Below are 26255 nucleotides of genomic sequence, written 5' to 3' on the forward strand. Positions count from 1 at the left end.
AAAAGACATGTTCAAGAAATGGGGTTTAGGGCTTGTTTTTGCGGGTGTTGCTTCTTTCGGTGGGGCACCCATGGTGGCTATGGCGACTCCAGGAGGAACCGGGGCGTTTATGCCGAAGGATATAGAAATTGCACCTGATTATGTTTATATCCGTGTCGCACCTGATACAGCGGCCGGCCTCCAAAACATTGATGATTGCGATAAGAAGGATGTTCTTATCATCCCTAGTGATGATTCAACACTGAGGGCTGAGATGATTTCCGTTGTTTTATCATCTCTCTCATTTGGAAAACCTTTGTCCGTCTGGGTACCTCGTTGTGAGCCTCTACATTGGGTAGGTGCACCTACTGCACCTTATGTAGGAAGTGTGTTTATGCACCGCCAATGAGGCTTAGTATGAAAATTAATAAAGGATATTTACTGTGGTTTTTTTGCTTCTCCTGGTTTGTGCTGGTGCGCGGGCCGAGTTCCTGGAAGGGACCGTCGACCGAGTAGGTTGCCATATAGATAAGGACGAGTGTTTTGTTGTTCTTGATTCTCCTGTTATGGACGTTTCTAAATGTAGTAACGATAGCTCTGCTGGGCTGCGCTGGGGATCTTCAGGAGAACATGCATATGCCGCCTTATCCATCATCATGAATGCGAAAGTGAATAACATGAAGGTGTTGTTCGGCGGCGTGGGGGATACCTGCTTTGGCGATTTCTTAAGCTTTAGATGGGTCACTCTTAAAGACTAAAGTGTGATTTTTGGGGCACCAATAAAGAGAAGAAGGGATAGGGTATGTCTAGATACAGGAAGGCTTTGGGGATTTTTTTTGCACTTTTAATGTGCATGGCCGGTTCGGCATCCGCATCGATTTCTCTGAATAAGCCTTTATATCACGTCTATTATGGCGATATAGACAGTGTGGAGTACGGGCTGGATGGGCATCTGGATATTCTCCTTCGAGCACGCCAGCAGTTCATCATGCTGACCGTGGGAATTTCGTTCCCCGTTCCGTTTGATTCCGGCTACCAAGATATTCTTCTCTGTGGCACCAGCAGTGGCGACTTCGTACCCTGCACCATGACACAGGGCGCGGCCATCCCTGCCCAACCTTCCAATTTGTTTGATGGATTGATCGGTGATTTGGATGGGGACGGCATTGCCGACCTTTTCCTGCAGTCAAAAGACCCCAATATAAATAGCCTCTTTCTGAGCAATAACAGCGATGGCACGCTGTCTCTGAAAGACCAGTTCCTGAAGATTGGAGATCACTGGGTATCTGGAGGTGGTGAGGTCTCGATCAGGGACAATCCCCACGATAGCGGGAAAGTCTTGTTTCTTGATGATTCCCGTTACTCGCAGTGGAATGGCAGCAGCTTCTCCGAACCCAGAAGCGTCGATCTTAATACTTCCCTGATCGGTTCCTCCGCATCCTCCTTCTCCGTTGATCTCGGCCAGGCTGAGTTCAGCCTGCCCATCCAGGTCCCCAAAGGCGGTGCCGGTGTCGACCCCTCGTTCTCGATCCATTACTCCAGCGGTTCCGGATACGGCCAGGCGGGCATGGGGTTCAGTATTGCCGGCGTTTCCGCCATCGAGCGCTGTGGTTATAGTTTCGAACGGGATGGTGCTGTATCGGGAGTAAAAGGAAACAATGGCGACTTGCTTTGCCTCGACGGCAATCGATTGATCCTCGTCTCCGGCCAGTACTGGGGTAACGGCTCAATCTATCAGACCGAGGCGGAATCGGATCGTAAGATCGTCTACAGCCAGGGTGGCTTTACCGTCCATGAGAAGAACGGCGATGTTCTGTATTACGGCAGCCGGGCGGATAGTCGTATCACTGGCCGTCTGTCCGGCAACGCGGTTGGCCGCTGGGCGTTGGATGGCGTGGAAGACCGCTTGGGGTATGGATATCGGGTGACGTACCAGCCCGGCTCCGCTGGCTATTTCCCCAAGAAGATCGAATATACGGTCAAGGACGGCCAGGCCGGTAGCGGCGATGCCGAGGTGGAATTCACCTATGAGCCGGATCCCTATGGCTGGCGTATCGCGGTGCTGGGCAAGGTGTATAAAGTCGGGCTTCGTCTGGCTCGTGTCACCTCTCGGAGTCATGGCTCCGTGGCGAGACAGTATCACTTCCGCTATGAAACCAGCCAGGCCACCAAACGCTCGCTATTGACGCGCTTCTTTGAATGCGATGCCTCGGTGCGTTGTTTCAAACCGATCGCCTTGAACTGGAAAAAAGAGCGTCAGCCGGACTTTTCCAAGGCGACCTATACCCGTTTCCCCGGTTCGCCCACCAATGAGCATGTCTTTGAGGAGGGGTTGCATTACCCCGGTTTTGCACGCTGGGTGGATATCAATAGGGATAAAAAGGATGACTATTGCCGTATATCGGGTCTCAACAGTACCTCCACGGCTCCGGTTGAAATTATCTGCTATCTGAATAACGGCAGCGGATCGTTTAATTCCCAGATAAAAATTGACGCGGGATTGGTGGGTACCCGTTTGGCTGTGGATACAGAATATCCCGTCAAGGACTGGAATTGGCATAACTGGAACGTGGATCCCTCCTGGATTGACATCAACGACGATGGTTTGGTGGACCTTTGCTACTCCACACTGCAGGGCGGTAATGACCGGCTGACGTGCCGGTTGAATAAACCCAATCTTCAGAATGCCTTCAAGGAGCTTATTACCCACGATATTTCGCGCCCCGTCGAGAAGCTGTATGTTGGCCCCCGTTCCTGGATGGACTTCAACGGTAATGGCAAGATCGACTATTGCTATACCTATTTGAAAGGCGACAAGAAGTACATTCGCTGTCTGGTGCAGTCAGTCAACGGGTTCACGTTCTCGGAGGCCTTCACCAAGGAAATCACCGATATGGCCGGCTACTGGGCCGATGTCAACGGTGATGGGCTGCCGGACTACTGTATTACCACCAAAACCAAAGTCACTTGTCATACCAATCATCAAGGCCAGAGCCTGGATGGTGGAACTTGGGCCAAGACCGGAGCCCATTTTCAAACCGATGAACAGGACTGGCCCTACAAAGGCAGCTCTACCCGGTATTTCAGCGCCCTGTTTACCGACTTCACGGGCAACGGTTTTTCCGATTTCTGCCGCATCTATTGGACCAAGGAAGGCGGAAATGATGGTTATCGCGCGTCCTGCCTGGAATCTCTTGGAGACAGTTGGGGCAATGAAATTGTCTCCGCTTTCCTACCGGTCCATCAGAGGTTTGACGGTGACATGGAGTCGATGCCGGAAGCCACTCAATTCATGGACGTCAACCAGGACGGCCGCATGGACTGGTGTGTGGAAAACAGCCTTCCCACCGCCTATACAGATACACACCTGACCTGTTTTATTTCCACGCCAGACGGATTCGGTACGTCTCCGGTGAAGTATCGTCTGCCCTATCTTGGATCAAACATTCGCGGTATGCGGGACATCAATCGGGGCTGGGCGGACATCAATGGTGATGGCCACGATGCCTATTGCGCCCTGTATTGGAAGTCTCTAGTCCCCCGAAATCGCGGCATGGCCTGCTTCGGTCCCCAGGTGCCGGAGCAAGGAGACCTGCTCACCGGCGTCACCAACGGGTTTGGGTTGGAATACGGTGTTACCTACAAAGATATCGCTGATCCGTCGGTGTACGCCTATGGAGACCCCACCGGCAGTCACGGCCAGGTCTTCCTGACCAAAGGCATGAACGTGGTGTCGGAACTGGAGGCCTCCGACGGCATCGGCGGTTACAACACCCAGCAATATTTCTACCGGAACTACGGCTACTACCCTAATGAGTTCGGTGGCGTCGGCTTCGAGATGCTCAGGGTGACCTCGGAGAACGGCAGAAAACGCCATGACATCTGGTTCAATCAAGACGTTCGCAATCATACCGTCGGTCAGGTGGATCACTCCGAGACCTATTACAAGGTCGGTGGCGGGTTTCAGTTGGTCTCCAGCGAAGAAAATGAGTGGCAGACTCAGATTTATCGGGGCCAGGGGTTCCCGTTGCAGTCCGCTTCCAATATATGGAACCGTTCCGGTATCTCCCTGCGTTACCGGTCTTTGCTCAAAGGCAGCGTCAGCAAGGAGTATGAGCTCGACGGCAGCCTGATCAAGACGGTGGCGTCCAGCAATACCTACAAAAACACCGGCGACTTGCTGACACAGGAAGTCACTACCTCCGGGACCGGGCAGACGTTCACCAAACGACTGGTCAACCAATACCTGACCAATAACCTGACCTACTGGATACTCGGCCGGCAGTCCCGCTCCGAAGCCACTTACTCTGGCTCTTATCAAGGGCAGGCGGCGCCCGCCATTACCAGAACGTCGGCCTGGACCTACTATTCAGCGTCGCAGCCCGGTATCGGCGGCATGTTGAAATCCGAGATCGTCGAACCGGATCTGCCAGGACTACGTAAGGAGACCCATTATACCTACAACGCCTATGGGCTTACGGAAACACGGGTGGAGAAGGGCGCTGGCGGCGCGGAACGAAGCACGCAATTCACCTATGATCCCACCGGCCGCTTCGTGGTGGAGACCCGCAATACGCTGGGGCACACCTCGAAAGCGACCTATGACCCGGTGCTGGGTGTCAAGCTGACGGAAAGTGACCCGAATAACGTCACCACCCGTTGGAATTACGACTCTCTCGGACGTCCGCTGACCGAAATCAGCGCGGATGGACAGAGCCGGGAGACCCGCATTAAAGCCTGCATAAGCAATTGCCCGGCCAACGCGGTGTACTACACCGAAAGCTGGCTGGCCAGCCGTAACGGCACGCCGATCAGCGGCCCGACCCGGGAATACACGGACTTGCTGGGCCGCACCATTGAAACCCGGGCCACCGGCTTCTCTGGCGAAACCATCGTGGCGAAGACGGAATATGACGCCAACGGCGACGTGACCCGCACCTCCGAGCCGCACGAGCAGGGCGGAGCCGTGTACTGGAATCAGGTGGTGTCCCGTGATGTGCTGGGGCGTCCTCTGGTGGAGCGGTCCGCTTCCGGTTTGACGTCCAACCATCAGTACAACGGACTCACCACCCAACAAACGGTGTCCTGGAGCGACCCGGTGGGTGGCGGTCAGACCACCCAGGTGACCGTTCACACCAACGATGTTCAGGACCGTTTGCGCCGGGTGGTGGACGCGGCCAATCGGCAGCTTACCTACCAATACGATGCCTCCGGCAAGTTGCTGAAGGTGGTGCTTCCGGACCAGGTGGAGCTGGTTAACACTTACGATGCCCTGGGCCGCAAAGTCGGCTCCCAGGACCCGAACATTGGTCAATGGCAGTACGCCTATGACGATTTCGACCAGATCGTTCTGCAACAGAACGGCAGTGGCGCCCGGACCTGTTCGGCCTATGACGAGCTCGGGCGGCTGATTTCCCGCACCGATGATTATCGGCCGTCCCTGAGCTGGGTCCAGGCGTCGCAGGCGGCCTTGAACGGCTGCGCGGGGCAGACCGCGACCCATAGCTGGAGTTATGACGCCTCGGCCAAAGGAGTGGGGCGCCTGGCACTGGTGACCGCCAACAATGGTTATCGGGAAGAGCCTTTCTACGATGGGATTGGCCGGGTGGTGCAGGTGGACACCCGCTTCGAGGGGCGCCAGTTCACCCGTTCAAACCAGTTCGACAATGACACCGGCCGCCTGATGCAGGAGACGCTGCCGCACCGGATCAACGGCCCGAGCCTGAGCGTGGAGTACCGCTACAACGCCCAGGGCGAACTCTATGAGATCGGCAAGCCCGGTGAGGAAGACTATTACTGGCGGGCCAATGCCAAGACCGTGCGGGGTCAGATCAAGGATGTGTACCAGGGTAACGGCATCATCCGCAAACTGTACGACCATGATTCGGCGTCCGGTTTCCTGACCCAGATCCGCTCCAAGATGATGTTCGACGCCGGCTGGAATATCCAGAACGAGTTCTACGACTTCGACGCCAAAGGGCTGATGCGCAAGCGTACCCAGCAGGCGGTGGGTAACCTGGAACAAATGGAGGAAACCTTCGCATACGATGTGGTGGACCGCCTGGTGCAAGCCACGGTGGCCAACATGACCACCCCGGGCAATTCGTTCGAGCAGTCCATCGACTATGACGTCAACGGTAACATCCTGCAGCGCAATGACGTCGGCCAGTACCAGTATGGCGAAAGCTGTGAAGTGGGTGGTACCCAGTACACCCCGGGGCCGCATGCCGTTACCAGCGTTTCCGGAGTACGCAATAGCAGCTACTGCTATGACAGTGGTGGCAACATGCTTTCTGGCGGTGGCAAGACCATCTCCTACACCGCTTTCAACAAGCCGGACCGGATTCAAGGCGCCAGTGCGACGGTCGACTTCGTTTATGGCCCGGACCGCGCCATCCTGAAACAGGTCACCACCACCTCCGAGAAAACCACCAGCAAGATCTCTCTGGGTGGGTACGAGTACCTGGATATCCAGAAGAACGGGCAGACCACCATCAAGGAACGCTTCCGGATCACCGGGGACGTGGTGGTGTCCTTCGAAAACGGTGACGCCACCTCGCCCAACGAAGAGCACCTGTTCATGGACGGCATGGGCTCCGTGGTGGCCGTGGCCCATGGCCTCGGCGGCGTCACCGAACGCTACCGCTACGACCCCTGGGGCCGGCCACGCAAAGACGTGGACTGGACAGCGATCAGCGACGCCGCCTGGTTCGGCATGGAACGGGCGGAAAAGGCCACCAGCAAAGGTTACACCGGCCACGAGATGCTCGACGACGTGGGCATCATCCACATGGGCGGCCGCATCTACGACCCCACCATCGGCCGCTTCCTCAGCGCCGACCCGGTGATCAAGGGCCTGGACCAGGTGGAAAGCTACAACCGCTACAGCTACGCCCTCAACAACCCCATGAGCATCACCGACCCCAGCGGCTATTCCTGGCTGAGCAAGACCTGGAAGAAGCTGCGGAACTCGATTAAGAAGCGGATGGGGATTGTACTGGCGGTGTTCAACCCGCAAATGGCCATCGCGGAAGTCACGTCTCGCTATGCCGGCAAGGAAATGGCCCGGTTTGCTGCGAGGAACAAGTTTGCGGGGGAAGTGTTTGGGATTGTTGGCATGGCGGGTTGCGGGGTATTTACTGGTGGAACCGGAGCGGCGGGCTGCCTCAGCGCCTATCAGTCCTGGGCGGCCGGGGCCGTGGCCTACGGCAGCGGCGCACCTATCGAGAAAGCCCTGCTGGCCGGCGCGAAGTCCGCCGCCTTGGCCTACGCCGATGCCGGTGTCGCCGGTGCCATCGGTGACTTGAGGCTGGGCTGGGCAGGCAGCGGCCTCGCCCACGGCGCCCGCGGCGCGGCCTTCGCCCGCCTGCGAGGTGCTGACGTCAGGTCCGGCGTTATAGGTGGTATGACTGAAGGGATGATCGGAAGCAGAATCAAGGGATGGACCGAAGGTGAACGGGGCTCTGGGACCGTGCTGGCAGGATTGGTAAGTGGCGCAGTATCCGAAGCCACGGGGGGCAAGTTCATGGTGGGGGCTGCTACCGGGGCTATGGGGTATATTTTTAATCAGATGGCTCATGAGGCCGATCCTACCGGGTTTGATAGTTGGAGTTATGATTCCGAGCTAAATAGCTCTGATGCGCTGCTGGCCGGAATATCTCTTGCGCCGTTGGCGGCTATCGAAGGGGTGTCGGCTTGGGTTGTTAATGGTATGGCAAGAGTCTTAGGGCGCCCATCAGGAAAGATTGGTGACGCTCTTGCACAATACACAAAAAACGATATTCATCATTTATTTGGAAGGGGAGGAGGCGCTCCTACACGGTTATTGGAGAAGTACGGATCTCCTGAAGCTGCATTGAGGAAACTGCAAATGTCAGCCCAGTCAATCGCCAATAAGAACTATCAGACAGGTTCGTGGGTCACTGTAAAAGTGGCTGATACCCCAGTTAGCATAAAAGGAAGGGTTGTTGACGGGATTTTCAGGATATCCTCCATTGCGAAGAAGGAGTTCTAATGTGTTGAGAAATCAGGAGGTTATTGCGCTTGAACTCATATTTAGAGGTGCGGATTTCTTAAGTGAGGAAATTAAAGAAAGAATTGAAGGCGCTCATAGTGTTGACTGGGAAGAAACTGGCGTTGGTTTCTATTCTAAGATAAAACTTGGGCGCCCCTTATCAAAAGTTCCTGATGTTAGGATGTGGGAATACAATTTTTCTCACCCAGATTTTCCTTACGGTGGCTCGTATATGTGTGTTGTGATCGGGGAGTATGATTTGGAGTTAGAGGGGGTGGCTTTAGGGGGGGCGGATTGGCCAAACCCTTCAGATTCCAGTTTATTCCGAGAGCTTGTGTGAGGTTATAAGCCTGGAAGCTCTTTTTAGAGTGGGGTGGGGGTCTGGGTGCGAGTGGCTCTGGGGGTCAGGTCTTGCCCTGTGCCTTTCTTGACTGGAAAGAGTGGCGGTGAGGCACCGGGCAAGACCTGACCCGAATGGCGGGCAAGATCTGCGGGGGACGTAAATCAGTATCTAACTTAGGAGCTATTGATGATTAACAAAAAATGGATTTTCGTTTTTTGGGGGGGGCTTTGATTTCCGGTCAAGCGCTTTCTCTCAGCAATGAAAATTTTAAAGTGTCACAGGTCGATGTCACTAAGGATCTTGGTATTGTTTGGATCGATGCATCCAGCAAGGAAATTACAAATCGGCCTGTATGTGATCCGAAAAACTATAACGCTGTGGCATGTGAGATAAGCGATGATTTTTGCAAGGCGATGATATCCATTGCCTTGACGGCTAAAAGCACAAGTAATGTGGTTGACTTCGAGTATGATGGGCAGTGTAAGGACGTTTTTGCTACTGGATCTAGATTTCGTTTGTCAAATTAGGACTTGAGGGTCAGGTCTGAAGGGGCTCAGGGGGGGCTAGTCATTTTTTTGCCTTTCAGGGAAATGCGGAGTGAATTATGAGATTAGGAGCTGGGTTGTCTGTAACTAAATTTTTAATTTTCGGACTGAGTATCCTTCTTGCATTTGCCTCTTTTCCGGCTATGGGGGGAATATGTGGAAGAGGTAAGATTGTGTCGGTAATTGAAGGCGGGTGGGATACCAATGATTTTATGATAAAAATTGATTATTCAGAGGCGCAGAGCGCACATCCTGAGACCGAGCACAAAGGGTGGATTGTTTATAAAAGCACTCTGGATCAACAACGGCTGAACGGAATTAGGGCCATGGCATTGACTGCTTATGTGTCTGAAAGGGAAGTTACTCCCTTCTCTCACAATGGTAATTGCAGTGACGCGACGGAGTTGATGTTAAGATAGCGGGCTCGGTCAACTCGGGGCAGGGTCTTGTTTGCCTTCCGAAGAAGGGATGCTGCTGGAGTTTTCGTATAGATAAAGCAATGAGTGGAGGAGCCAAGGATGGCCAGACCGCTGCGCTTGGAGTTTGCAGGCGCTTTATATCATGTGACTTCGCGTGGAAACCGGCGCGATCTGATTTATGAAGCGGACGAAGATCGACACGCCTTTCTTGCTGTTCTTGATGATGTGGACGAAACCTTTAATTGGGTGTGTCACGCCTATTGTCTGATGGGAAATCACTATCACCTTCTGATTGAAACACCGGACGGTAATCTTTCGAAGGGAATGCGTCATCTTAACGGTGTTTATACGCAGGTTTTTAACCGCCATCATCGCCGTGTGGGGCATGTGTTCCAGGGGCGTTATAAGGCGATCCTGGTGGATAGGGAGGAGTATCTTCTGGAACTGGCACGTTACATCGTGCTCAACCCGGTTCGAGCGGGCCTGGTTCGGGACGCGCTGGACTGGCCATGGAGTAGCTATCGGGCAACTCTGGGCTATAAGTCTAAGCTGAAGACGCTCCATGCAGATGCTGTTTTGGCGGTATTTGGTGGAACCCGGCGAGCAGCAGTACGACGATATGAGCGCTTTGTATCAGAAGGCAGGAATCAGCCCTCACCTTGGGGAGAGCTGAAGAATCAGGTCTATCTTGGTAGCGAGTCGTTCGTGAATGAGATGCAGAGCCATATCGAAAGGCCGGATGAACTGACTGAAGTGCCTGCCGCGCAGCGCCGCCCTACGGCACGTTCCTTGATGTTCTATGCTGAGACGGAAGGTTCTCGAGATGAAGCTATAGTCAGAGCGTATGCAAGCGGAGGGCATAGCATGAAGGAGATCGGTCAATTTTTCGGACTGCACTATTCCCGGATCAGTCGAATCATTGGAAAGGCAAATGGCAAGACCTGACCCCCAGAGCCGTGATCAGGACGGTACTCACTGTAATCCTGGCGATAGCCATAATGGTCTTGCTGGCGTTCGTGGCCATGTTGGCGGTCGGCAGCCTGGGCGTGTAACACCCTTTTCCGTGGGGGTCAGGTCTTGCCCTTTGCCTTTCTTGGCTGGAAAGAGTGACTGCGAGGCACCGGGCAAGACCTGACCCGAATGGCACTTACTTAACCCCCGCCTTTTGCCCGCCGGAGCCTGCTTTATTCCATGGGCGTTGCTTTGGTGGATGCCCATGCCGACGTATCCACGCCTGCGCCTCATGCCGGGGACGCGTTAACAGCGGGAGCGGTTTCGGTCGTCGCTTGACCGCTCTGGGTTCAATACGTCCTGGGCGGTTCCCCACCCGCTGCTGGCCAATCAGACGAAAGAGTTCCGTTAAATCGTCACTGGTATGGCAAGCGAGCAGTTGTTGGTACCAAGCCTGCCAGCATTGCAGAGCATGTTTGAAGCTCAGCGTACGAGGCAATACCTTCGCCAACACGGCGGACGGCACCATCAGAAGCCGGACCAGATTATAGGCCAGAAGGTACACCCACAGTTCCTTTTCCGCCATCTCCGGTGTTTTACAGCTCAAGGCTTCCATCCCCAGAGTGGTTTTGATGTGCCGGATATCCAGCTCTACCTGCCAGCGGCTTCGATATAACGCTTTCAGCGCCTGACGTGGCGCCCGCGCCGGATCATACAAGGTGGTGATCAGCACTTTTCCACCCAGCGCCACTTCACGCAAGGCGATATCGTCGGGCAGTGCCTGATAGTGCGCCAGACTCATCCAGTCCGGACGCTGGCAAGGTTTGCTAATTCGGATCAGATGATCCTTGTGGCCCAGGCGCTTTCCCTTACGGAAGTCCGTTGTCAGCTTACGAGCACCATTTTGTGCGAACACGACATCCACACCACGAGCCAGACAGTCCGCCAGAATCACGTAGCTGCCATACAGTCCATCCCCCAGGAGGATATCGCCAGCGTTGAAGCCAGGCAGCAACGAACGGAACAGGGTGTGTTCGCTGGCGCCTTTACCCGCATAAGGCCCCATTGCCGCATTCAGTACGGCACCGCTGGCCAGACAGGTGACGGCGACAATGCGGCAGAGAGGGAAGCCCAGACCGGGCTTCTGCGAGCGCTGCTGGGGATAAACCGCTTGATTGGCGGGTGTATCCGGCAGAGTCACGGTGGTGCCGTCAACGATGCGAACAGGTCGCCCCTGCCAGTGCCAGCTGTCAGGTACTTTCTCGTTGCTCAACGATCCTGTAGCGCGTGCCAGAGATGAGACCAGCTCCAGTGGTAAACGCTGCCGAGCTTTGCAATAGCCGCCTGTAGACGTACTGCACGCCTTGCGCCCTCCCAGCCAGCGTGCCACCGCAGCCTCATTGACCACTCGCTGACAGGAGCGATCCGCTTGCATCACCTGGCTCAGAAACATCGCCAGGGTTTCCGTTGGCGGGAAGAGGCGCTCGCGGTGCTCGGGCAATGAGGATTCCAGTACATCAAAGAGTTCTGCAGAGGTGAGCAGATTGAAAAAACGGATGGCATCCTGGCGGGACAACTGTCGTTTGATCGCTTGCTGCTGAAATCGATTCTGTTTAGCATCCATAGGAGCTGATCCTTGGCGGGGTGCGATTCTTTGGCGAGATAAACACGCCGCCATTGGATCAGCTTTTTTGTTTCTGGATCAAGGCCTTATCGACTAAGTAAGTGCCATTCAGACCTGACCCCGGGGCGGGCAACTCTGCCACTACCACTTTTCAGGATAGAAGATGCTTATGGAATGGATCGCCTTGATTTTAGCAATGGTCTTGATTTTAGCTCTAGTCTTTTTCACCAACTGGATAATCATGCTGTTCCGCAAAAAGGCCAAGAAAATTTACCATGAAGCCCAGATCAGAGCGGGCGGAGAATTTGACATTGATGTAGTTGGGGAGTCTCACTACCAAGACAATCTGGAAATAGTGGCCTCTGAGAGCGGTCGTGGACGGGATGATGACCTGCAAGCCTGGGTCGTGCCCGAGCCTGACAATCCACATGACAAAAATGCCTGCGCGATCTACATACATGATCTCAAGGTAGGGTACCTACGACGCCAGAACGCAAAGGAATTCAAGGAACTGATCAAACTGCTAGACCTGGACAAATACTCCAAAGTCGGCGTCAAAGCCAGGCTTGTCGGGGGGACCAATAACAAGCCCAGCTTTGGTGTCATTCTGGATATGCCAGCGCTGGATAGTCTGGATTAGAGGCGCTGGGGGGCAGGGCCCTCCTTATCCGCCAACCCCAACCTCCGATGCCACTCGGCAATACTCTCCTCCGGATAGCCGTCAAAGCATTTGTCGTTCTTTCCGGCTTCCACTTCCACCCAGTTGGCTTTGCTGTCCAGTAGCAGATGCACCCGTTCGGGCGGGATCGGCAGGTCGGTGTCGATGGCCGAGGCGAACGGGTGGACCAGTTCCGGCCAGCGCGGATCGAATACCCACAGGGCGCTGGCGCAATGCCGGCAGAAGTGCCGTTCGCCAGGACTGGGTTCACCATCGATGACGGCATGGTAGATGCTCTTATGCTCGGCGCCTTCCACGGAGAGCGTTTCGGCGCGACCGCTGAGGTTGATGGCATAGCCGCCGCCGCCGGCGGTTTTGCGGCAGATGGAACAATAGCAGCGTTGATAGGGATAGGGGTGTGGTGACTCGACGCTGAAATGTACCGCGCCGCAGTGGCAGGAACCGTGAAGCAACATGACTTTCCCTCCCGAGGTCCGGGCCGTCACTGACGATGGTGTCAGCGCGGCAGGGGGTAATGCCGATGGCTATGGCACGAGGGTAAGTCGATCAATCTGGACAGGCAATGAGAGAGCACGGAACTCCCGGCAAAGGAACGCCTCCAACGAGGTGAGGAAGGAAATGCCGTGTTTACCTTCTATACATTTTTCATCTGGGAGGAGAGTGTCATGTCCATGGGGGCCCGATTCGTAGCCACGGGATTCGCTATGTTCGCTTCGATTTTGTCCACTGCCGGCGCCTGGGCGTCGGAAGGGCAGCCGGAAAAGGCCGTTTATGACGGTGAGCTGTCCGGTTTTGACTACGCTTATCCGGTGAACCGGTTCGAATTTACTTCTCAAGGTGTGCCGGTGCGGATGGCTTATCTGGATGTCGCGCCGGAGACGCCGAACGGGCGCACGGTGGTGCTGATGCACGGCAAGAATTTCTGCGCGGGCACGTGGGAGGGCACCATTGAAGCGCTCTCCGAGGCTGGGTACCGGGTGGTGGCGCCGGATCAGATCGGCTTTTGCAAATCCACCAAGCCCGAGAATTATCATTTCAGCTTTCATCAGTTGGCGGCCAACACTCACTCCTTGCTCGCGAATCTCGATATCCACAAGGTTACGGTGATGGGGCATTCCATGGGCGGCATGCTGGCCACCCGTTATGCGCTGATGTACCCGGATGGGGTGGAGCAGTTGGTGCTGGCCAATCCTATCGGGTTGGAGGATTGGAAAGCCAAAGGCGTGCCGTATCAGGGCATCGACCAGGCCTACCAGTCGGAATTGAAGAAGAGCGCGGAGGGCATCCGGGCGTATCAGCAATCCACTTATTACGCCGGCCATTGGGAGCCACGTTATGACCGTTGGGTGGAGATGCAGGCCGGGATGTATCGCGGCAAGGACCGGGAACGGGTGGCGTGGAATCAGGCGCTGACCTCCGACATGGTGTTCACGCAGCCGGTGGTTTATGAGTTCAGTCAGTTGCGGGTTCCGACTCTGCTGTTGATCGGCGAGCAGGACAACACGGCGATCGGCAAAGGGCTGGCCAGCGAAGAAGTTAAAAAGGAACTGGGCCGCTATGAGGTGCTGGGGGAGCAGGCCGCCGAGCGGATTCCCGATGCCACTTTGGTGGAGTTCCCGGAGCTGGGCCATTCTCCGCAGATTCAGGCGCCGGAGACGTTTCACAAGGCTCTGTTGGACGGGCTGAGCGAGCTGTAGCGGATTCTGCTCGGGACCGGGGCGTCGGCCAGCGATACGGTGCCGGCGGTCCCCAATCCGGTGGCGCGATGTTAGGATGCGCGCCTTGCCGATTGTATCGATGGAGCGCTGATGTTATCGAAACGGACCTTCCTGCTTCCGCTTGCCTGCCTGATCTCGCTTGCCCCGCTTGGTGCCAAGGCCGCTCCTGAATGGGCGGATCCGGATTACCCGGAGATCGATTACGGCGGTACCTACGGCATGCTGGCCAGCGAAAACGGGTTCAAGGAAATGATGGGCTGGTGGGCCTACGGCGATAGCGGGGCGGCATACAGCAACATCGACTCCCTGAAGAGCGCCGCTAATAAATCCCTGCTCATGCGCGAGCATGATCACACTCGGTTCGAGGCCGAGTGCACGGACGGGAAACTGGCCTTCGTGGTGACCCACGCATCAGGTATGGGAAAAGGGCCGAGTGCCTTCGCGGTGAGCGACAGTGGCGATATCGAGGTGGCCTACAGCTTCGATGGTGGTGAGGCCCATAAAGCCGCCTGGCCGGACCTGTTCGAGGGGAGATCCACGGGGTTGCGTCAGGATCAGGCGTATCGGTTCATGAAAGCTCTGGAAAAGGCGGATGACGTGGCCTTGCGGATGCACAGCTCCGACGGCTCACCAATGGAACTGAATTTCGCCCTGGCCGGCGCGGAAGAGGCGTTTGCTCCGGTGCTGGAGGCTTGCGGTTACCAATAGGCAGGGGCCTTGTAAGACTCCCTCACACGGAAATCTTCAACTCCACTCCCAGCGCTTTTAATACCCGCACCACAGTGTCGAACCGCGGCTTGGCGCCGGGGCTGAGGGCCTTGTACAGGCTCTCCCGGCCCAGTCCCGAGGCGCGGGCGATTTCACTCATGCCCTTGGCACGGGCCACGTGGCCGATGGCATCAATCAATTCATTGTGGTCGCCACTGGCCAGGACCTGGGACAGGTATTCGGCAATGGTGGCCTCGCTGTCCAGATGGCGAGCGAGGTCAAAAGGTTGGATGCCGAGGTCTTTCAGTGTGTTGTCAGGGCGGTTCATGGTGGTCACCTCGCTATGGTGTTGTGATCGCCGATCTGCCCGTTGCGCAAGCGGTCCAGCCGGCGGAGCAACGCGGCCTTGCCAACGGGGTCCCTCACTCTGGACAGCCAGAGGCGAAACGCCTGAGTGTCCAGTACGGTATAAGTCCGAATTGTATCCTTTTGGATACGGCTGTCAAGGCTGGAAGGTTCGGAATCGGAAGAGGGTTTCCCACCAGGGGAACCGGAGGAGTGGGGGCCGTTCATGGCAAATGCTCGCTGACGTGGTCCAGCTTTCAGTATCGAAGAGTGGGGGCCGGCGGGTCTGTCGGCTAAATCGGAAAGGTCTGTAGGTCAGGCACGCGAGAAGGGGTAAGCCATACCTTTATGGATATGTGTTTTTGTGCACAAAGAGAGACTTGGGAGCTCATCCCGTCCCCTACGCCCTTTGTGTGATGAATTCAGGGCGGCATGTCGCTAGACTAACCGGTTTAAACGGTTTGTCCGTGGCCGGCGATGGCGTGGCCGGGCAGGGACGGTTCGCGGGAAGCGAGTAGCGCACTCTATGAGACTGAAAAGCATCAAGCTGGCGGGGTTCAAGTCGTTCGTGGATCCCACGACGGCCCTGTTCCCGGATAACCTCACCGCCGTGGTGGGGCCCAATGGCTGTGGCAAGTCCAATATCATCGACGCCGTGCGCTGGGTGATGGGGGAATCCTCCGCCAAGCATTTGCGCGGCGAGTCCATGGCGGACGTGATCTTCAACGGCTCCAACTCCCGCAAACCGGTGGCGCAGGCCTCTATCGAGCTGGTGTTCGATAACGCCGAGGGCAAGATCCAGGGCGAGTACGGCAAGTTCAGTGAAATCTCGGTGCGGCGCCTGGTGACCCGGGACGGCCAGTCCAATTACTTCCTCAACGGCGCCAAGTGCCGCCGCAAGGACATCTCCGATATCTTCATGGGCACCGGTCTCGGCCCCCGCAGTTACGCCATTATCGAGCAGGGCATGATCTCCCGGTTGATCGAGGCGAAGCCGGAAGAGTTGCGGGTGTACATCGAGGAGGCCGCCGGCATCTCCAAGTACAAGGCCCGTCGCCGTGAGACCGAGAACCGCATGCGCCGTACCCGGGAGAACCTGGAGCGCCTGACCGACATTCGCGAGGAACTGGAACGGCAACTGGAGCGCCTCAGCCGCCAGGCCGCCGCGGCGGAGAAATACAAGCAGTACAAGGAAGAGGAGCGCCACAAGAGCGCTCAGCTCAAAGCCTTGCGCTGGCAGGGCCTGGATCACCAGGTCAAGCAGTTGGACCACGTGATCGGCGAGCTGGACGTGAGCATGGAGGCCAAGGTGGCCGAGCAGCGCCACGTGGACGCCGAGATCGAGCGGCTGCGCGAAGGGCATAACGAAGCGCAGGAGCATTTCAATCAGGTCCAGCAGCACTTTTACGCGCTCGGCGCCGAGGTGGCGCGGCTGGAGCAGAGCATCCAGCACCAGCGCGAGCGTCATCAGCAGTTGCACGAAGAGTTCGAGCAGGTCCGGGCCAGCTGGAAAGAGGCCGATGAGCACCAGCGGCTGGACGGCGAAAAGCTGGCCATGCTGGAGGAGCAGTTGGCGGAGTTGGAGCCGCGGCTGGAAGAAAGCAGCGAGCTGCAGGATAGTGCCACCGAGACGCTGACCCTGGCCGAGGAGGCCATGCAGGAGTGGCAGCAGGAGTGGGAGACCTTCAATAACCGGGCCGGCGAGTCACGCCGCCAGGCGGAGGTGGAACAGTCCCGCATCCAGCATCTGGAAAAATCCATCGAGCGCCTGCGTGATCGCATGGGACGGCTCGACAAGGAGCAGGAGTCCCTGGACTCCGGCCCGCTGGCCACCGAGATGCGTGAGTTTCAGGAGCAGGTGGCCGAGCTGCAGATGCAGCGTGAAGAGAGCGAGATGAGCAGCGAACGGCTGCAGGATGAGATCAACCAGCTGCGCCGCCAGAACGGCGATCGTGGCCGTGAGCTGGATGACGCCCGCGAGCGGCTGCAAACCCTGCGCGGCCGCCATACCTCCCTGGAGGCGCTGCAGAAGGCGGCCATGGGCGATGACGGCGCGGTGAGCGAATGGCTCACCCGCCACGAACTGGACGACCATCCGCGCCTGGCGGACCGTATCAACGTGGCCGAGGGCTGGGAAAAAGCGGTGGAAGCGGTGCTCGGCGATGCCCTGCAGGCGGTGGCCGTGGAGGGGTTGGACCAGGTCGGCGACTGGCTGGCGGACCTGACCCACGGCCGTGTCGCCATGGTCCAGCCGGGTTCGGACGGTGCCGGCGGCCATAGCGGAAAAACAGGCACGCCGTTACGGGACAAGGTCTCCGGCAAGGCTCCGGAAGGGCTGCTGGCCGGGGTTTACGCGGTGGAAGATCTGCCTGGGGCGCTGTCCCTGCGGGGTCAGTTGAGCCCCGGTGAGTCGGTGGTCACCCGCGACGGCATCTGGCTGGGGCCGGATTGGCTGCGTGTGGTGCGGGAACAGGATCAGGAAGCGGGCATCCTGGAACGCCGCCGGCAGTTGGAAGCGCTGGAAGAGCAGATCGAAACCCTGACCGCCACGGTGGAAGACCTCAAGGCGCGGCTGGAAGAAAACCGCGAGCAGGTGGCGGCGTTGGAGGAAGAACGCGAGGAAACCCAGCGCCAGGGCAGCCGGCTGAGCCGGGAGCTGGGGGAGGTCAACGCCCAGGTCAGTGCCCGCCAGGTGCGCCTGGAGCAGATCACCATGCGCCAGGAACGGCTCGGCCGCGAGCTGGAGGAAACCCGCGGTCAGCTCGAGCAGGAACAGGAACAAATCAAGGAAGCGCGGACGGTGCTGGCGGAAGCCCTGGACGCCATGGAGCAGGACTCCGGCGAGCGCGAGGCGCTGCTGTCGCGGCGTGACGATTACCGCCTGCGTCTGGACGAAGCGCGGCAACAGGCGCGGCAGCATCGTGATCAGGCCCATCAACTGGCCATGGAGGCCCAGGGGGCCCGTACCCAGGCGGATGCCCTGCGTCAGAACCTGGCCCGTCTGGAAGGCCAGGTGGCCAGCCTGGCCGAGCGCAAGGCACTGCTGGAAAGCCAGCTCAGTGAGGGCGGCGACGACCTCGGCCTGGAGCTGCAACAGCAGCTGGACGAAAAACTGGAGCTGCGCCTGGAGGCGGAGCAGAAGCTGGCCGACGCCCGCCGGAAGCTGGAAGACGTGGAACACCAGATGCGCGATCTGGAAGGCCGCCGTGGCCAGTTCGAGCGTCAGGCCCAGGAAGTGCGTGACGCCATCGGCCAGAAGCGCATGCTATGGCAGGAGTTGAGCACCCGCCGGCAGACCGTGGCCGAACAACTCAGCGAGCAGCACTTCGATCTGGAAACGGTGCTCGCCAATCTGCCGGAGGACGCCGACGAGCAGGCCTGGAACCAGGACCTGGAGCAGATCGCCCAGCGCATCGCCCGGCTCGGTCAGATCAACCTGGCCGCCATCGACGAATATCAGCAACAGTCCGAGCGCAAGCAGTATCTGGATCGGCAGAACGAGGATCTGGAAGACGCGCTGCGTACCCTGGACAATGCCATTCGCAAGATCGATCGCGAGACCCGGACCCGCTTCAAGGAGTACTTCGATCGCATCAACAAAGGGCTGCAGGCGCTGTTCCCGAAGGTGTTCGGCGGCGGGCACGCTTACCTGGAGCTGACCGGCGAGGATCTGCTGGATACCGGCGTGGCGATCATGGCGCGGCCACCGGGCAAGCGCAACAGCACCATTCACCTGCTGTCCGGGGGCGAAAAGGCCCTCACCGCCTTGTCGCTGGTGTTCAGTATTTTTGAACTCAACCCGGCACCGTTCTGTCTGTTGGATGAGGTGGACGCGCCTCTGGACGATGCCAATGTGGGCCGTTTCTGTAATCTGGTGCAGGAGATGTCGTCCCGGGTGCAGTTCATTTATATCACCCACAACAAGATCGCCATGGAAATGGCCCACGCTCTGATGGGCGTGACCATGCACGAACCCGGCACCTCGCGTCTGGTCTCCGTGGACGTGGAAGAGGCCGCTGAAATGGCGGCCATGTAACCGCGATGATGTAACAAGAGACAAACAGGCCCGGGGCCGCCGGGCCGTTAAACTGCTTATAGTTTTATGTAACCAGGACACGCTCTTAAGAAGTTTTACCTTATCAGCGTGAATCGCCCGGCTTCCATGCGGATAGCGCTTTGACAGCGGCGGGCGTGTAGCGAATGATTATCTGAACTGACGTATAACCCTAATGTGGTGTCCGCTTGGGGGCACACGCTAAGGAAGGGGCAAATGGGCCTGAATTTGGAAACACTGATCGGCATTCTGGTTATTCTGATTCTGCTGATTCTGGCCGACGGTGTGCGAAGAATGATCCGCGAACGGCACGGGCGCTTGCGTATGCGCATCGATCGCCGTTTCCGTCGTGCCACCGGTGGCGATGATGAAGAAGATGACTTTCTTGACAGCAACCCGGAAGTGATCGGTCGCCCCCGGGTGATCCGTCGCGGCGCCGACGGCGAACCGTTGCCGGAGGACCGTGAGGATCCGCCGATCATGATGGAAGAAGATGAATCGCCGGACGACATGGCCGGACGGCGGGCGGAACAGCAGAATCTGTTCGATGATGAGGCCGAGCCGGAGTCGGAGCCGGAAGAGTCACTGCCGTCCATGCGCGCCAGCCGGGATTTGCCGGAGGACGAGCTGGAACCGCAACCGGCTCGTGAGGCCCCCCGGCCCCGCGCCGAAGCCCGCCAGCCCCGTCGCGATGCGCCACCGCCGGAACGGCAGGTGCAGGAAGTGATCGTGTTCCATCTGATCGCGCGCCGCCCGGACCGTTTCGACGGCGAGGCGATGCTCCGTTATCTGCTGGAATGCGGCCTGCGCTTCGGCGAGATGAACATCTTCCATTGTCATCGGCAAGGCGACGAGTATCCGGAATTCTCCGTGGCCAACGCGGTGGAACCGGGCACCTTCGATATCCAGACCATGGAAGAGCAGGAATTCGCCGGCATTACGTTCTTCATGCAGTTGCCGGGGCCGCAGGATCCGCTGGCGGCGCTGGATCGCATGCTCACCACCGGCCGGCGCATGGCCGAAGGGCTGTACGGCGACCTGCGTGACGAGCAGCACAGCGTTTTGACGCCGCAGACCATGGAACACCTGCGCCAGCGCGTGCAGGAGTTCGAACGGCGCCAGCGCGTATCTCATAGCTGAGCTCGGAGGCCTCAAGACCACTGTAGGAGCTTGCCTTGCAAGCGAATCTGTTGCGCAGAGGCCGATTCGCTTGCAAGGCAAGCTCCCACAGCGGCTCCGTAGCAAAATCTGTAGGAGCCAGCCTTGCTGGCGAATTCGGGTTAAAACCGCCCCCCAGCGCCTGTAGAAAGCAAGGACTCACCCCACCGTGACATCGCCGAAAACCCCGTCTCCCGCCGAGCAAATCAAACAACTGCGGGACCAGCTCAACGACTGGTCTTACCGATACTACGTGCTGGACGATCCCGCCGTTCCCGACCCCGAATACGACCGCCTGTTCCGTCAGTTGCAAGTGCTGGAAAGCGAGCGTCCCGACCTGATCAGCCCGGATTCGCCAACGCAGCGGGTAGGGGACGTGCCGCTGGACGGCTTCAACGAAGTGCGTCATGCCGTGCCCATGCTGAGCCTGGGCAATGCCTTCAATGACGAGGAGCTGCGTGACTTCGACCAGCGCGTCCGCGAGCGTCTGGATGTGAGCGGCAGCATCGACTATGTCGCCGAGCCCAAGCTCGATGGCCTGGCGGTGTCGCTGGTCTATGAGAACGGCGAGTTGGTGCGCGGCGCCACCCGTGGCGACGGTGAAACCGGCGAGGACATTACCGCCAACGTGCGCACCATCAAGTCCATCCCGCTGCGCCTGCGTGGCGACAAGCCGCCGGCCCTGATGGAAGTGCGCGGCGAGGTGGTGATGACCCACCATGGCTTCGCCGAGCTGAACCGGCGCCAAGCCGAGGCGGAGCAGAAAACCTTCGCCAACCCCCGCAACGCCGCCGCCGGCAGCCTGCGGCAACTGGATTCCCGCATTACCGCCCAGCGGCCGCTGGAGTTCTACGCTTACTCCCTGGCGCAACTGGAAGGGGAGAACTGGCCGGATCGCCACTCCGCCATCCTCGAGCGGTTGCGCCAATGGGGACTGCGGGTGAATCCGGAAGTGAAGCTTTGTGATGGCGTGGACGCCTTGCTGGCGTTTTACCAGGACATCCTGGCGCGTCGGGATCAGTTGGACTACGACATCGACGGCGTGGTCTACAAAGTGGACCGGCTCGACTGGCAGCGTGACCTGGGCTTCGTTAGTCGCGCGCCGCGCTGGGCCATCGCGCACAAGTTCCCGGCCCAGGAAGAGATCACCGTTCTCAACGAGGTGGATTGGCAGGTGGGCCGCACCGGGGCGCTGACGCCGGTGGCGAAGCTGGAGCCGGTGCAGGTGGGCGGGGTCACCGTCAGCAATGCCACCCTGCACAATCTGGACGAGATCCGCCGTCTTGGCATTCGCATTGGCGACAGCGTGATCATTTATCGCGCCGGCGATGTCATCCCGAAGGTGGTGGGCAAGGTCCAGGAGCGCAGTCCTGCGGACCCTCAGGTTTTCAAGGGCGGAGAGTCGGCCGCTATCCGCCAGGTCGGGCCCTTCGTCAGGATCCCTCGTGAGTGCTGGCTGAGCCCGCGTTACGCGGATCAACGCGCCCCTCAGGCGCCGCGCCATTGCCCGGTCTGCGACAGCCAGGTGATCCGCAAGCGTGGCGAGGTCGCTTATCGTTGCACCGGTGGCCTGATCTGCGGCGCCCAGCAGCGCGAGGCGATCAAGCATTTCGCTTCGCGGCGCGCCATGGACATCGAGGGCCTGAGCATAAAACGGGTGGACCTGCTGGTGGACCAGGGGCTGGTTAGTAACGTGGCCGACCTCTATCGCCTCAAGGCCGAGGACATCGCCGACCTGGAACGGATGGGCGAGAAGTCCGCCGCCAACCTGATCGAGGCGCTGGCGCACTCCAGGACCGTGAGCCTGGAGCGCTTCCTGTTCGCCCTCGGCATCCTGCAGATCGGCGAAGAAACCGCTAAGGCGCTGGCGGATTGTTTCGGTGACCTGGAGACGATCCGGCGGGCGCCATTGCTGTTGTTCCTGGCGGTGCCGGATGTGGGACTGGAAGTGGCCAAGGCGATTCATGCTTTCTTCCGCGAGCAACATAACGAGGACGTCATCGACGGTCTGCTGGCCGAAGGCGTCCAGCCGCGCGCCAATGGCCATCCCTCCGCGGCCTTCGTGCGGGAGCTGACTCTGGGGTACTTCCTCAAGGCGGCCAAGCGCCTCGGCATGGCGCTGGACGGCGTCGGGGAAAAGTCCCTGGAAACCCTGGGCGGTCACTACAAGACCGTGGCGGCTCTCGCCGAGGCCGATGCCGATGACGCGCCGGTACGCCCGGCCATGCTGGAGCAGGTTCACAAGGCGCTGGGACAGGACGATTGGCGGCAGCGGCTGGAACAGGCCGAGGCGCTGGCTTCCGAGTTGTCCGAAAAGGCGCCGCGGGAAACGGCGGAGCAGGCCCTGGAAGGGCAGACCTGGGTGCTGACCGGCACCTTGTCCCGGCTGACCCGTGATCAGGCCAAGGCGCATCTGCAAAGCCTGGGCGCCAAGGTGGCCGGCAGCGTATCGAAGAAAACCCATTGCGTGGTGGCCGGCGAGGCCGCCGGCTCCAAGCTCTCCGATGCGGAAAAGCTGGAGGTGGAAGTGATGGACGAAGACACCTTCGTCGACTTTCTCGCCGGCCACGGCATCACCTTGTGAAGTGACTCCAGAGACCACAACAAGGCCGCTGTGGGAGCCAGCCCTGCTGGCGAATCTTGGCCAGGAACCCATTCGCCAGCAAGGCTGGCTCCTACGGCGGTTTCATGGCTCGGCCTGGGGGGCACTCTCGATTCCCGTTTTCCCTTTCCGGAGGCCAGCCGCTACCATGTCGCAAACCAGAATTCCGAGGTTACCCATGCGAGCCCTGTTGTTGGCGCTGTTGCTGGTCGGACTGGCGGGCTGCGCGTCCACCCCGACCCAGACCGAAAACGTTTGCGCCGTGTTCGATCAGAAAGGGGGGTGGTTCAATAACTGGTACAAGGCCGCCAAGCGTACCGAGAAGGAATTCGGTGTGCCGGTACCGATCCTGATGGCGACGATCTACAAGGAATCCGGCTTCCAGGCCCGGATCAAACCGCCGCGCACCAAATTGTTGTGGATCATCCCCTGGAAACGCCCTTCCAGCGCCTATGGCTATCCGCAGGCGCTGGACGGCACCTGGGCCTGGTATCAGAAGGAAACCGGCCGCCGGGGGGCCAAGCGCTCCGATTTCGCCGACGCGGTGCACTTCGTCGGCTGGTACCACTACCAGAGCCACGTGCGTAACGGCATCGCGTTGAACGACGCCTACCACCTGTACCTGGCTTATTACGCCGGCCATGGCGGTTACTCACGAGGTGTATGGAAAAACAAACCCTACATGCAGCGATCCGCCCGCCGGGCCGCGGCCATGGCCGATCAGTACCGGGCGCAAATGGCCCGTTGCGGGCGTTGAGGAGGGGAAATGCCGATCGAAGTGCCCTGGCGGGAAGTGAGTGCCGAGACCCTCACCAATCTGATCGAGGAATACGTGACCCGTGACGGCACCGACTACGGTGAGCAGGAAGTGTCGCTGGTCACCAAGGTGGAGCAGGTGCGCCGCATGCTGGAGCGCGGCGAGTGCCGACTGATGTTCGATGAAGCCACCGAGTCCGTGGACCTGGTGATGGTGTAATCCACTGTAGGAGCCAGCCCTGCTGGCGAATTCTTCCACTGTTGGGAAACGATCCATTCGCCAGCAGGGCTGGCTCCTACAGCGGTGTTATAGCTCACCGTGGCCGTTTCTTGCGTCGCTGACGGTGCAGAAACCGCACCGGCGCCAACGCTTTCGCCAGCATGTCGTCCACCGGCAGCGGCAGATCGCTGAGCCGGTCCGCCAGCAGATCCGCGCACAGGGGCGTGCCGGTGATGCCCCGGCTGCCGTGGGCCAGATTCAGCCAGACGCCGGGCGCTTCATCCAGAATCGGTCCCAGCACCCGCGGCTGCGGGCCGCACAGTGGCAGGAAGTCGTTGCTCTGGCAGCGGAACGCCACCCGCCGATCCACCACCTCGATGTGCTCGCCGCCCAGTTCCCGCCACGCTTCCGGCAGATACTGCTTCAACTGCAAGAGATTCACCTGATCGTGATGGTCACTGGGCTGAGGGTTGTCATCGTGCAGATGGAAGGTGGCGCCGACGCAATGCAGGCCGTCCACCGCCGGTGTTAGATAGCCGCCATGACAGCGGGCCTGTTGCCACTTGGCGCTGGCCTCGGTGGCCCGGCAGTAGCTGACCTGCCCGCGAATGATTTTGAGCGGCAGCCAGTGCAGATCGTCGAAGCGGCGGGCCTGGGCGGCGGTGGCCAGTATCAGCGTGTCGCCTTCCAGTTCATCGCCGCTCTGCAGGGACACGCGCACCGGGTCGCCGGCCACATAACCGGTGACCTTGTCCCGGCGCACTTCGATGGCCGGGTGATCCAGCAGTGTCTCGCACCAGGCACCCGGGCGCAGATAGCCGCCGCCGGCGAGCAGCATGCCGCCATCGTCCCGGGGCAGCAGCAGGGTATCGGGCCAGGCTCCGCTTTCCAGGGCCCCGTCCAATTTGTCCTGCTGACGTTGATCCACCGGATACTGCACCACGCCGTTCAAGCGGCCCTGTTCCGGCCCGGGAAACTCAAACCGGGTCAGCCAGCGCAGCGCGTGCACGTAACTCATCTGGTAGAAGCGGTTCTGCGGTGTCGGATGAGCACTGGGCGTTGAGTAGACCACGCCGGCCAGATTGCCGGAAGCGCCCTGGGCGATGCCGGCCGGGTCCAGCACCGTTACCCGCCAGCCCCGTTCGGCCAGTGCCCGGGCGCTGCTGGCGCCGGCCAGGCCGGCCCCGGCGATCACCGCGTGGCCACGCTGCCAATGCCGGGCGGTCCAGTTGTGGTCGCCGAATTCGCCCACCGCCATGTGGCGTTTATGGCCGAAGCCGTCGATGCGGCGTACCCGAAAGCCCGCTTCCTGCAAACCGCGACGCACCTCACCGGCGGCGGTGAAGGTGGCGAAAGTGGCGCCGGGGCGGCTCAGCCGGGCCAATTGCCGGAACAGCTCCGGCTGCCACATATCCGGATTGCGGGACGGCGCGAAGCCGTCCAGGAACCAGGCGTCCACGGCACTGTGGCAATGCCGCCACTGAGCGGTGGCCTCGCCGTACATCAGCGTGAGGCGCACCCGCGGATGCAGTTGCAGGCGATGATAGCCGGGGCAGGGTGGTGGGTACTGCCGCTGCAAGGGCGCCGCCAGATCGGCCAGCTCCGGCCAGTGGGCCAGGGCGCGAGCCAGATCCTCAGCGTGCAGGGGATGCTTTTCCACCGACAGCAGATCCAGCAGGGTGTCTTCCGGCGCCAGCCGCAGGAACTGGCGCGTCGCCAACAGCATGTTCAGGCCGGTACCGAAACCGGTTTCACCGATGACGAAATGCTGCCCGGGACGCAGCGCCCGGAAGCGCTCCTGCAGGCGGTTGCCTTGCAGGAACACATAGTCGCTTTCCGCCATGCCGTCCTGACGGGAGAAGTACGGATCATCGAAATCCGTCGCCACCGGCGTGTCCGCCTGCCAATCCAGCCGGGCTGGTTGCAGGGGTTCGAAGTCACGGTCGGATTCGCCGTTGGACATGGGCGGAGGCTCTCCTCAGAATTGGGCTTTCGATGGCGCCGGCGAGTTTATCACGATGCGGGTCTGGCGTTTGCCGTGTACGGGGCGCTAGTACGTCATTCGCTGCTAAAGCCGCTTCCCACGGACCGGACTACGAAGCCGCTGTAGGAGCTTGCCCTGCAAGCGAATGGGCTCTCC

The 26255-nt window shown here is 59.2% G+C and carries 19 protein-coding genes; 15 read left to right on the forward strand and 4 right to left on the reverse strand.

Features of this window, described 5'->3' with window-relative positions:
• The first annotated feature begins 7 nt into the window (after window positions 1–7).
• The 7 genes from B5T_RS23030 (at window position 8) to B5T_RS22540 (ending at window position 10245) form a co-directional block, all read left to right on the forward strand.
• Complete coding sequence (locus B5T_RS23030) at window positions 8–388, forward strand: hypothetical protein (protein WP_148279235.1); 381 nt, start codon at window positions 8–10, stop codon at window positions 386–388.
• A 34-nt stretch (window positions 389–422) separates the two neighbouring features.
• A complete protein-coding gene (locus B5T_RS23035) occupies window positions 423–737 on the forward strand; it encodes a hypothetical protein (RefSeq protein ID WP_148279236.1) in 315 nt (104 codons plus the stop codon).
• Window positions 738–967: 230 nt separating this feature from the next.
• On the forward strand, window positions 968–7993 hold the full coding sequence (locus B5T_RS08655; protein WP_167321208.1) for an RHS repeat-associated core domain-containing protein: 7026 nt from the start codon (window positions 968–970) through the stop codon (window positions 7991–7993).
• Between the two features lies 1 nt (window position 7994).
• Window positions 7995–8333: a hypothetical protein gene (locus B5T_RS23040; RefSeq protein WP_148279238.1), complete on the forward strand. Its 339-nt coding sequence runs from the start codon at window positions 7995–7997 to the stop codon at window positions 8331–8333.
• Between the two features lie 203 nt (window positions 8334–8536).
• Window positions 8537–8863: a hypothetical protein gene (locus B5T_RS23045; RefSeq protein ID WP_148279239.1), complete on the forward strand. Its 327-nt coding sequence runs from the start codon at window positions 8537–8539 to the stop codon at window positions 8861–8863.
• Window positions 8864–8940: 77 nt separating this feature from the next.
• Window positions 8941–9300: a hypothetical protein gene (locus B5T_RS23050; RefSeq protein WP_148279240.1), complete on the forward strand. Its 360-nt coding sequence runs from the start codon at window positions 8941–8943 to the stop codon at window positions 9298–9300.
• Window positions 9301–9399: 99 nt separating this feature from the next.
• A complete protein-coding gene (locus tag B5T_RS22540) occupies window positions 9400–10245 on the forward strand; it encodes an REP-associated tyrosine transposase (protein WP_014994116.1) in 846 nt (281 codons plus the stop codon).
• Window positions 10246–10447: 202 nt separating this feature from the next.
• Here B5T_RS22540 and B5T_RS08665 read toward each other — a convergent pair whose 3' ends face one another.
• Window positions 10448–11875 (reverse strand): IS4 family transposase, encoded by a 1428-nt coding sequence (locus B5T_RS08665; protein ID WP_014992672.1) that lies wholly within the window; start codon window positions 11873–11875, stop codon window positions 10448–10450.
• A 169-nt stretch (window positions 11876–12044) separates the two neighbouring features.
• Here B5T_RS08665 and B5T_RS08670 point away from each other — a divergent pair, with 169 nt between their 5' ends.
• Window positions 12045–12515, forward strand: coding sequence for an HIRAN domain-containing protein (locus B5T_RS08670; RefSeq protein ID WP_148279241.1), 471 nt, complete (start codon window positions 12045–12047; stop codon window positions 12513–12515).
• Here the strand turns inward: B5T_RS08670 and B5T_RS08675 are convergent.
• The gene (locus B5T_RS08675; protein ID WP_014994118.1) at window positions 12512–13009 is read right to left on the reverse strand and encodes a GFA family protein; all 498 of its coding nucleotides are present in this window, start codon (window positions 13007–13009) and stop codon (window positions 12512–12514) included. The two genes, B5T_RS08670 and B5T_RS08675, sit on opposite strands and share 4 nt — an antisense overlap.
• A 249-nt stretch (window positions 13010–13258) precedes the next feature.
• On the opposite strand from B5T_RS08675, the gene B5T_RS08680 reads away from it, so the two are divergent.
• Both B5T_RS08680 and B5T_RS08685 read left to right on the forward strand, forming a co-directional pair.
• On the forward strand, window positions 13259–14251 hold the full coding sequence (locus tag B5T_RS08680; protein WP_085942857.1) for an alpha/beta fold hydrolase: 993 nt from the start codon (window positions 13259–13261) through the stop codon (window positions 14249–14251).
• 111 nt (window positions 14252–14362) lie between these two features.
• Window positions 14363–14980 (forward strand): hypothetical protein, encoded by a 618-nt coding sequence (locus tag B5T_RS08685; protein WP_014994120.1) that lies wholly within the window; start codon window positions 14363–14365, stop codon window positions 14978–14980.
• A gap of 22 nt (window positions 14981–15002) precedes the next feature.
• Here the strand turns inward: B5T_RS08685 and B5T_RS08690 are convergent, their stop codons facing one another.
• A complete protein-coding gene (locus B5T_RS08690) occupies window positions 15003–15308 on the reverse strand; it encodes an addiction module antidote protein (RefSeq protein ID WP_014994121.1) in 306 nt (101 codons plus the stop codon).
• Window positions 15309–15851: 543 nt separating this feature from the next.
• On the opposite strand from B5T_RS08690, the gene smc reads away from it, so the two are divergent.
• From smc to B5T_RS08715, 5 genes are all read left to right on the forward strand, one after another.
• A complete protein-coding gene (gene smc, locus B5T_RS08695; protein WP_014994122.1) occupies window positions 15852–19361 on the forward strand; it encodes a chromosome segregation protein SMC in 3510 nt (1169 codons plus the stop codon).
• A 234-nt stretch (window positions 19362–19595) separates the two neighbouring features.
• Window positions 19596–20519: a cell division protein ZipA gene (gene zipA, locus B5T_RS08700; RefSeq protein WP_014994123.1), complete on the forward strand. Its 924-nt coding sequence runs from the start codon at window positions 19596–19598 to the stop codon at window positions 20517–20519.
• A 187-nt stretch (window positions 20520–20706) separates the two neighbouring features.
• Window positions 20707–23121: an NAD-dependent DNA ligase LigA gene (ligA, locus tag B5T_RS08705; protein WP_014994124.1), complete on the forward strand. Its 2415-nt coding sequence runs from the start codon at window positions 20707–20709 to the stop codon at window positions 23119–23121.
• Window positions 23122–23317: 196 nt separating this feature from the next.
• On the forward strand, window positions 23318–23896 hold the full coding sequence (locus tag B5T_RS08710; RefSeq protein ID WP_014994125.1) for a transglycosylase SLT domain-containing protein: 579 nt from the start codon (window positions 23318–23320) through the stop codon (window positions 23894–23896).
• A 9-nt stretch (window positions 23897–23905) separates the two neighbouring features.
• Window positions 23906–24115: a YheU family protein gene (locus tag B5T_RS08715; protein WP_014994126.1), complete on the forward strand. Its 210-nt coding sequence runs from the start codon at window positions 23906–23908 to the stop codon at window positions 24113–24115.
• 94 nt (window positions 24116–24209) lie between these two features.
• Here the strand turns inward: B5T_RS08715 and mnmC are convergent, their stop codons facing one another.
• The gene (gene mnmC, locus B5T_RS08720; RefSeq protein WP_014994127.1) at window positions 24210–26078 is read right to left on the reverse strand and encodes a bifunctional tRNA (5-methylaminomethyl-2-thiouridine)(34)-methyltransferase MnmD/FAD-dependent 5-carboxymethylaminomethyl-2-thiouridine(34) oxidoreductase MnmC; all 1869 of its coding nucleotides are present in this window, start codon (window positions 26076–26078) and stop codon (window positions 24210–24212) included.
• Window positions 26079–26255 lie beyond the last annotated feature (177 nt).

It is taken from the genome of Alloalcanivorax dieselolei B5 (assembly GCF_000300005.1).
GTDB lineage: Bacteria > Pseudomonadota > Gammaproteobacteria > Pseudomonadales > Alcanivoracaceae > Alloalcanivorax > Alloalcanivorax dieselolei.